The organism is Cupriavidus sp. Met-2 (genome assembly GCF_049843575.1).
Classification (GTDB): Bacteria; Pseudomonadota; Gammaproteobacteria; order Burkholderiales; family Burkholderiaceae; genus Cupriavidus; species Cupriavidus metallidurans.
On the sequence record NZ_JBBHZL010000048.1, the window covers coordinates 1 to 1,564 of the forward strand.

General features: G+C 59.5%; 1 protein-coding gene. It reads right to left on the reverse strand.

Features of this window, described 5'->3' with window-relative positions; genetic code table 11:
• Window positions 1-13: 13 nt before the first annotated feature.
• Window positions 14-1,519 carry a DASS family sodium-coupled anion symporter gene (locus WD006_RS29315; RefSeq protein WP_011515879.1) on the reverse strand — a complete coding sequence of 502 codons (1,506 nt, stop codon included), beginning with the start codon at window positions 1,517-1,519 and terminating at the stop codon, window positions 14-16.
• Window positions 1,520-1,564 lie beyond the last annotated feature (45 nt).

The window sequence follows — 1,564 nt, forward strand, 5'->3', positions numbered from 1 at the left end:
CCGTGGCCCCGGACTACCAGAACCCCAGAATCTTCCACCAGATACCTCCTACTACGGCGAAGATGACAAGTTCAAAGACACACATCACCGCGCCGACCCGCCACCATTGCCCCATCGTCACATACCCGCTGCCAAATATGATCGGCGATGTGCCGGTGGCATAGTGGGTCAGCGTCATCATGATCGCCGAGCCGGCGGTCATCATCAGCATGAAAGGTGCGATATAAGGCTGCGGAATCAACTGCGCGCCCACTGTCAGAAAGGCCAGCATCATCGCGCTGATATGGGCAGTGGTACTTGCGAAGAGGTAATGGGAAAACACGAACGCCAGCACCAATATGGCGGCAATCGAGAGCCAACCCATTCCACTGGCGGCAATGGCATCGCGCATATCGGCCGAGAACCATGCGATTACGCCAAGCTTGTTGAGCTGTTCCGCGAGCATTACCAGAGCGCCGAACCAGATCAGGGTGTCCCAGGCGCTCTTCTCCGATAACACATCGTCCCAGTCGATCGTGCCGGTAATGATCAACGCGAACAGGCCGAGAAAGGCGACCACCGTCGGGTCGAGCGTGAACGTCGGCCCCCAGATCATTGCCGGCACGTTGGCCCACAGAACCAGCATCATGGCGAAGACACCAATCATGACGCGCTCTTTGCCACCCAGGGGGCCCATGCGAGCAAGCTCACCCTTGGCGTATTCGATCGCATTGGGGGTCGCCTTCAGTTCGGGCGGACAGAGCACGCGAATGACAAGCGGCATCAGAAGCAGGCAGACGAGGCCTGGCAGCAGCATGCACAGCGCCCAGGTGGTCCAGCTCAGGTGAAGCGACTGGCCACTGGCCTTGGCCACGTAGTCGACGACCAGGGGGTTCGGCGCGGTGGCGGTCACGAACATGGCCGAAGTGATCGGGTTGGCGTGGTAGTTGACTAGTGCCAGATAGGTACCAACCTTTCCCTGAGTCCCGTTAGCCGGATCGGAATCGAAGGCGCCGGCAATCGACCGCATGATCGGGTGCACAATGCCGCCGCCGCGCGCGGTGTTGCTCGGCGTGAATGGCGCCAGTACCAGCTCGCAGATCGCCAGCCCGTAGCCAATGCCGACCGTCCGCTTGCCCAATAGCGCGATGAACATCAGGCCGATGCGACTGCCCAACCCCGTCTTCTTCAGGCCGCGCGAAATCAGGATGGCCACTACGATCAGCCAGATCAGCGGACTATCAAAACTGCTCAGCGCATCGGCAATGGCGCCCTTGGACGAGTTCGAGGTCACTTGCGCCAGTGACACGATCACGATTGCCATCATTGCCATCACACCGATCGGCATCACCTTGAGAATGATGGCGACGATCGTGGTCAGAAAGATGGCGACCAGATCCCAAGCGTTGTCCTTCAAACCAGCCGGCGTCGGTGTGAGCAGCAGCGTGACAAGCACAACCGTGGTGATGATGGCCGGCGTCAGCCGAAAAGGCACCACGGACATGAAGTAGCGATATGTCGCGACGATCTTGGCGAACATCTCCGAACCTCCTCGAAAAGGACACGGCGAAATGAAGACAGCCAA